Origin of the sequence: Enterobacter cloacae complex sp. 6730903 (assembly GCF_048283985.1) — a bacterium.
GTDB classification, from domain to species: Bacteria; Pseudomonadota; Gammaproteobacteria; order Enterobacterales; family Enterobacteriaceae; genus Enterobacter; species Enterobacter hormaechei_C.
In genome coordinates this window covers 1-6374 of sequence record NZ_JBLVXX010000087.1, presented here as the reverse complement: position 1 = coordinate 6374, position 6374 = coordinate 1, and the positions used below count along the sequence as shown (strand labels likewise).

8 protein-coding genes are annotated in these 6374 nt (G+C 61.6%); 7 read left to right on the top strand and 1 reads right to left on the bottom strand.

The window, feature by feature from the left end:
• Nucleotides 1-106: 106 nt before the first annotated feature.
• On the bottom strand, nucleotides 107-3076 hold the full coding sequence (locus ACNQ0W_RS24450; RefSeq protein WP_024945956.1) for a Tn3-like element TnShfr1 family transposase: 2970 nt from the start codon (nucleotides 3074-3076) through the stop codon (nucleotides 107-109).
• Between the two features lie 158 nt (nucleotides 3077-3234).
• Here ACNQ0W_RS24450 and ACNQ0W_RS24445 point away from each other — a divergent pair, with 158 nt between their 5' ends.
• The 7 genes from ACNQ0W_RS24445 to ACNQ0W_RS24415 all read left to right on the top strand — a co-directional run bounded on the left by ACNQ0W_RS24445 (nucleotide 3235) and on the right by ACNQ0W_RS24415 (nucleotide 6266).
• Nucleotides 3235-3525 carry a nucleotidyltransferase family protein gene (locus ACNQ0W_RS24445; protein ID WP_001247892.1) on the top strand — a complete coding sequence of 97 codons (291 nt, stop codon included), beginning with the start codon at nucleotides 3235-3237 and terminating at the stop codon, nucleotides 3523-3525.
• A complete protein-coding gene (locus tag ACNQ0W_RS24440; protein ID WP_001293886.1) occupies nucleotides 3522-3923 on the top strand; it encodes a DUF86 domain-containing protein in 402 nt (133 codons plus the stop codon). Before ACNQ0W_RS24445 ends, ACNQ0W_RS24440 begins: the two co-directional genes overlap by 4 nt.
• The gene (locus ACNQ0W_RS24435; protein WP_000215515.1) at nucleotides 3913-4269 is read left to right on the top strand and encodes a cupin domain-containing protein; all 357 of its coding nucleotides are present in this window, start codon (nucleotides 3913-3915) and stop codon (nucleotides 4267-4269) included. The genes ACNQ0W_RS24440 and ACNQ0W_RS24435 overlap by 11 nt, the downstream gene beginning before the upstream one ends.
• Before the next feature lie 254 nt (nucleotides 4270-4523).
• Nucleotides 4524-4850, top strand: coding sequence for a hypothetical protein (locus tag ACNQ0W_RS24430; RefSeq protein WP_003100858.1), 327 nt, complete (start codon nucleotides 4524-4526; stop codon nucleotides 4848-4850).
• Nucleotides 4847-5347, top strand: coding sequence for a hypothetical protein (locus tag ACNQ0W_RS24425; protein WP_003100856.1), 501 nt, complete (start codon nucleotides 4847-4849; stop codon nucleotides 5345-5347). The genes ACNQ0W_RS24430 and ACNQ0W_RS24425 overlap by 4 nt, the downstream gene beginning before the upstream one ends.
• On the top strand, nucleotides 5344-5715 hold the full coding sequence (locus tag ACNQ0W_RS24420) for a hypothetical protein (RefSeq protein WP_003100853.1): 372 nt from the start codon (nucleotides 5344-5346) through the stop codon (nucleotides 5713-5715). The genes ACNQ0W_RS24425 and ACNQ0W_RS24420 overlap by 4 nt, the downstream gene beginning before the upstream one ends.
• Nucleotides 5709-6266 (top strand): recombinase family protein, encoded by a 558-nt coding sequence (locus ACNQ0W_RS24415; protein ID WP_003100847.1) that lies wholly within the window; start codon nucleotides 5709-5711, stop codon nucleotides 6264-6266. The genes ACNQ0W_RS24420 and ACNQ0W_RS24415 overlap by 7 nt, the downstream gene beginning before the upstream one ends.
• The last annotated feature ends 108 nt before the right edge of the window (nucleotides 6267-6374 follow it).

Here is a 6374-nt window from a genome sequence, read left to right as displayed (position 1 = left end):
CGATACCAATGAGCGCAATGTTTTCCATGATAGTTCTCCGAATGAAAGCCTATCCTCAGCATAGTACCGGGAAGGAGGGAGTGACCATCTCATTAAAAATCGTACGCTAAGACCCAGAGAGCGGACGTAGCGGTCGGAATTTCCCCACGCCTACTTTGGAGCTACTGCGCCAGAGGTAATCGCCGGTCAGGTTGATATGCTCCCAACCCAGCGGCGACAGGTACTGCAACAGCCCTTCATCGACACCATGGCCGTGGCCGCGCAAAGCATTCGCGGCGCGCTCCAGGTAGACCGTGTTCCACAGCACGATGGCCGCCGTCACCAGGTTGAGGCCACTGGCCCGGTAGCGCTGCTGCTCGAAACTGCGGTCGCGGATTTCGCCCAGCCGGTTGAAGAACACCGCCCTGGCCAGCGCATTGCGGGCTTCGCCCTTGTTCAATCCGGCATGCACACGACGGCGTAGTTCCACGCTTTGCAGCCAGTCCAAGATGAACAGCGTGCGCTCGATGCGCCCCAGCTCGCGCAGCGCAACGGCCAGGCCGTTCTGGCGCGGGTAGCTGCCGAGCTTGCGCAACATCAGCGAGGCCGTCACCGTGCCCTGTTTGATCGAGGTAGCCAGGCGCAGGATTTCATCCCAATGGGCACGAATAGCCTTGATGTTCAACTTGTCGCTGCTAATCGTCGGTCTGAGTGCGTCGTAACTGGCTTCACCCTTAGGGATGAACAGCTTGGTGTCGCCCAGGGCGCGGATGCGCGGCGCGAAGCGGAAGCCCAGCAGATGCATGAGGGCAAAGACATGATCGGTGAAGCCCGCCGTGTCGGTGTAGTGCTCCTCGATGCGCAGGTCGGACTCGTGGTACAGCAGGCCGTCGAGCACGTAGGTCGAGTCGCGCACGCCGACGTTCACGACCTTGGTGTGGAACGGCGCGTACTGGTCGGAGATGTGCGTGTAAAACGTCCGCCCTGGGCTGCTGCCATATTTCGGGTTGATGTGCCCGGTGCTCTCGGCCTTGCTGCCGGTGCGGAAGTTCTGGCCGTCCGACGATGACGTGGTGCCGTCACCCCAATGCTCGGCGAAGGGATGCCGGAACTGCGCGTTCACCAATTCGGCCAGCGCCGTCGAATAGGTTTCATCGCGGGTATGCCAGGCTTGTAGCCAGGCGAGCTTGGCATACGTTGTGCCGGGACAGGACTCGGCCATCTTGGTCAGGCCGAGATTGATCGCGTCGGCCAGTATGGTGGTCAGCAGCAGGTTCTTGTCCTTGGCCAGGTCGCCCGATTTCAGGTGCGTAAAGTGGCGGGTGAAGCCCGTCCATTCATCCACTTCCATAAGCAGTTCGGTGATCTTGATGTGCGGCAGGATCATCGCGGTCTGGTCGATCAGCGCCTGCGCGGTGTCAGGCACCGCCGCATCCAGAGGCGTGATCTTCAGGCCAGACTCGGTGATGATGGCGTCCGGCAGGTCGTTGGCCGCCGCCATGCGGTTGACGGTCGCAAGCTGTGTTTCTAGCAGCGTCAGCCGGTCATGCAGGTACTGGTCGCAGTTGGTGACCACAGCCAGCGGCAGTTCGCTGGCCAGCTTGAGGCTGGCGAATTTCACAGGCGGTACCAGGTAGTCCTCGAAATCCTTGAACTGGCGTGAGCCTTGCACCCAGATGTCGCCGGAGCGCAGCGCGTTCTTCAGTTCCGACAGTGCGCACAACTCGTAGTAGCGCCGGTCGATGCCGGCATCGGTCATCACCAGCTTCTGCCAGCGCGGCTTGATGAAGTCGGTCGGCGCATCGGCAGGCACCTTGCGTGCGTTGTCGCTGTTCATGCCGCGCAGCACCTCGATGGCGTCCAGCACATCCTTGGCAGCGGGCGCAGCCCGCAGCTTGAGCACGGCGAGGAATTCCGGCGCGTACCGGCGTAACGTGGCGTAGCTCTCGCCGATGCGGTGCAGGAAATCGAAGTCCTCGGGCTGCGCGAGCTTCTGCGCTTCGGTGACATTTTCGGCGAAAGCATCCCAGGATAGTACGCCCTCGATGGCGGCGAACGGATCGCGGCCCGCTTGCTTGGCCTCGATCAGCGCCTGGCCGATGCGCCCGAACAGCCGCACCTTGGCGTTGATCGCCTTGCCGGATGCCTGAAACTGCTGCTGATGCTTGTTCTTGGCGGCGTTGAACAGCTTGCCCAGGATGCGGTCGTGCAAGTCGATGATTTCGTCGGTGACCGTGGCCATGCCCTCGATGGCGAGCGCGACCAGGGTGGCGTAGCGCCGCTGCGCCTCGAACTTGGCCAGGTCGGCGGGTGTCATCTGGCCACCCTCGCGGGCGATCTTGAGCAGGCGATTCTGGTGCACCGACCGCTCGACGCCGGAAGGCAGGTCGAGCGCCTGCCATGCCTTGAGGCGTTCGATGTGTTCGAGCATGTGCCGCGAATTGGGCTTGACGGGTGACTGGCGCAGCCAGGCCAGCCAGGTCGTTTTGCCGTTGTCCCGGCGTTTGAGCAGATCGTCAAGGCGGCGACGATGCGCGTCCGATAGCGGTTCGGACAAGGTTTCGTAGATTTGCCGGTTGGCGCGGGTGATCGCCTCGGCACAGACGCGCTCGACAACATCCAGCGTCGGCAAGATGACGTGTCGGTGCCGCAGGTCGTCGAGAACACTGTTGGCCAGCATGATGCCCTTGTCGGTTTGCAAGGCCAACTCGGTCGCGGCATGGACAGCCTGCCGATAGTGCGCCAGGCCGAACGGCTCCATGCCCAAATATGCACGCAGCTCAAGCAGATGCTCGCGCCGGGTTTCTTCCCTCTCTGCATACTGTGGCCAGCACGATGGATCGATGCGCAGTTGCCGTCCGATCCATTGCAGCAGGGGCATCGGCACCGCAGCGTCGGGCAGCAGGCCCTGACCGGGAAAGCGCAATAAGCATAATTGCACCGCGACACCCAGGCGGTTGGCGTCACCGCGCCGCTGGCGGATTAGTGACAGGTCGGGTTCGCTGAACGTGTAGAGCCGGATGAGTTCGTCTTGGGTATCGGGCAACGCCAAGAGACTGTCGCGCTCTGCGGCGGAGAGGATTGAACGGCGGGGCATGCAGTCTCCTTCTTCTCAAAAACGTAGGTTTGTGACAAGCCCGCCAAGGCAACCGGCGCGGCACGGGAATCAAGGCATTGCGATTCTCGAAAATAGTTCTTGAAATTCTATTCTTGATTGCATATCATCTCAACGAGTTTCGATAAGAAAGGATGCGCATGCGACCGTCTGTTGTGCTTGACATGAAGCGAAGCGCAGTGCGTGAAGCGGTAGGCCGCTTTCGCGCCGCGAACCCGCGCGTCTTCGGCTCGGTGCTGCATGGCACCGACCGGGATGGCAGCGACCTCGACCTGTTGGTCGATGCGCTGCCCGGTGCCACGTTGTTGGACTTGGGCGATTTGGAAGAAGAACTGAAATCGCTGCTCGGCGTTGACGTCGATCTGCTGACTCCCGGCGACCTGCCGCCGAAGTTCCGGGCCAAGGTGCTCGCGGAGGCGCAACCGATATGAGCGAGAACCGCCTGCCCGATTACCTCGACCACATTCAGCAGGCCGCAACCGATGCGCGCAGCTTCGTGGAAGGGATGGCCAAGGACGACTTCTTGGCCGACAAGCGCACCCAGCAGGCCGTCATCATGAGCCTGATCGTCATCGGCGAGGCGGCCACAAAGGTGATGGATGGCTACGTCGAGTTCACCCAGGCGCATGCCGACGTGCCGTGGCGCAGCATGCGCAATATGCGTAATCGCATGGCTCACGGCTATTTCGACATCAACCTCGATGTGGTGTGGGAGACGGTACAGGAATGGCTGCCGGCGTTGCTCCAGCAATTGCCCGCCGTGCGTCAGGATGCCGACGATGAAGACCGTAACGACAACTGTGAAAGAGGGATCTCCGATGACTGTTGAATCGAGAATATTTTCTGTAGCCGAGTATGTTCAGCCGTCCGAAGGCGAGCCTATTCGTTCCGTTGTGCTTGAAACCCGAGACTCAATTATCGTGGTTTGGCATGTCCATCCCGGGCAGGAAATTGCGGCTCACATTCATCCTCACGGCCAAGACACGTGGACTGTTTTGTCGGGAATGGCTGATTACTTTCAGGGCAATGGGATTGTTCGTGCCCTCAGGGAAGGTGAGATAGCCGTGGCAAGACCGGGCCAAGTGCACGGGGCGCGAAATACAGGTACCGAGCCATTTGTGTTAGTCTCGGTTGTGGCATCAGCCAATGCCGGTTTCGTATTGGCTGAGCGATAGAGCCCAATCTCTGGAGTTGGTCCAATGAGCGGTCGGGGAGATAGGTAACAGACATGCAGCGGACACGGCTGCTAAACCAGGTCGCAAACCTCCTTGCGTCGCAGCGTGCCGCAAGCGACGCGATCAATCGAATGGGGTCGGCATGAGACTGAACACCATCCAGTTCCCGACCGCGTAGCCGCCTGTCCTGCCGATCAGGTCTTGACCATCGACGCCTGGGATCAGTCCTGAATGTTCTTGGAGACCACTACGTTATGAGCCGCAGCCGCCGCAAAACACCCATCGTCGGGCACACGACCTGCGGCAGCGAGCGCGAGGACAAGAAGCTCTGGCATCAGCGCTGGCGCACCCGTGAGCGCACGGCGCTGACCAGCGCGTCGCCCGAAGCCCTGAGCGCCCATCTGCCCCTGCTGGAAAACCAGGCCAGCAGCGTCTGGTCGATGGGCAAGGATGGCCGCTCCTACTGGCCCGTCAAGCGCCAGGCCGCCACGGCGGATCGCATCGCCAATCACAAGGGACGCAACCCGCAAGAACGCGCCTCCCTGAAAAAGCGCCTGCTGCGCAAGTGGATGAGCAAATGAAGCTCTCCTTCCATCAGCACATTGCGCTGTTCTGGATGATCGGTGCTCCGGGCGTCTTCGCGCCCGTGATCGAGAACGCCAAGCGGCCCGATGCCGGCGCCGTCATGGCGTGGGGTGTCGCGATCGTGGCGGTGATGATCCTCTTCACCCCTTTGCTGCTGCGCTGTCCACCATTCCGGCGCTGGTATGGCCGGACGGATGCGCTGTCGGAGCGGCAGCGCCAGGCGCTTGCCGAGCGCGGCCTGCGCCGCTACTACCAGACCGCTTTCGATGACGGCTACGTGCCCCGCGTGATGCCCTACGTGTGGCGCATCATCTGGACGGTCGGCGGGTTGATGGCTGTGACCGCCGTACTGCCTACCAACACCGGACGGCCAGCCTTCGATGCCTTGGTGGTCTTCTCGACCTGGTATCCGATAGGCGTGATGCTGCTGGTTTTCGCGTCGAGGCCCCTTGGCCGGTTGATTCGCCAAAGAGCACAGGAGCGGCGGAAATGAGCACGTCAACCATCGAGGCGCTGGCCAGCGCCTGGGCAAGGATTGCCGAGGAAGCGGAATTCCCCGCTGACTACGAGGGGACTGCCACACCACAAGCGCATCGGGCTAGCGAAGCTATTCAGGAGCAGATTCGGGAGCGCATCGTCGCCACCAACGACATGCGGCTGTTCAGCCTGCTGCACCTGCTGGGTCAGGCGTCGCTGCGCATGGAGCAAGCGCTGTGGCCGGAGGATTACGAGCGGATGACGCGCGAGGTTGAGGAAGCCCTGCGGCAAGCCACCGACGCCAACGCCAGATCGTACACCCACGAAGAAGTGATGCAGGCGATGCAGGAACGCATCGACCGGGCGCGAGACAAGCCATGTTGATTGGCTATGCGCGCGTCTCGACGCAGGATCAGAACCTGGAGCTGCAACGCGAAGCCTTGAGCAAGGCCGGATGTAAAAAGGTCTTCGAGGACAAGGTGAGTGGCACGCGGGCAGACCGGCCTGGCTTGGCCAAGACGCTCGAAATGCTGCGCGAAGGCGATACTTTGGTCGTCTGGAAGCTCGACCGGCTGGGCCGGTCGGTCAAGCAACTGGTCGATCTGGTCGGCGATCTGCACAAGCACGGTGTCCAGTTCAGGAGCCTCACCGACTCCATCGACACCGGCACACCATCCGGGCGGTTCTTCTTCCACGTCATGGCGAGCCTTGCCGAAATGGAGCGCGAGCTGACCGTCGAGCGCACCCGCGCCGGGCTGGAAGTCGCCAAGCAGCTCGGCCGCAAAGGCGGCCGCAAGCCGAAGATGACCGACAGCAAGATCGAGTCGGCCAAGAAGCTGCTGGCCAGCGGGGTGCCGCCCAAGGACGTGGCCAAGAACCTCGGCGTGTCCATTCCGACGCTGTACCGCTGGGTGCCAGCCTCCACGCACGCTTAGCGTGCTTTATTTAATGAGATGGTCACTCCCTCCTTCCCGGTACTATGCTGAGGATAGGCTTTCATTCGGAGAACTATCATGGAAAACATTGCGCTCATTGGTATCGAT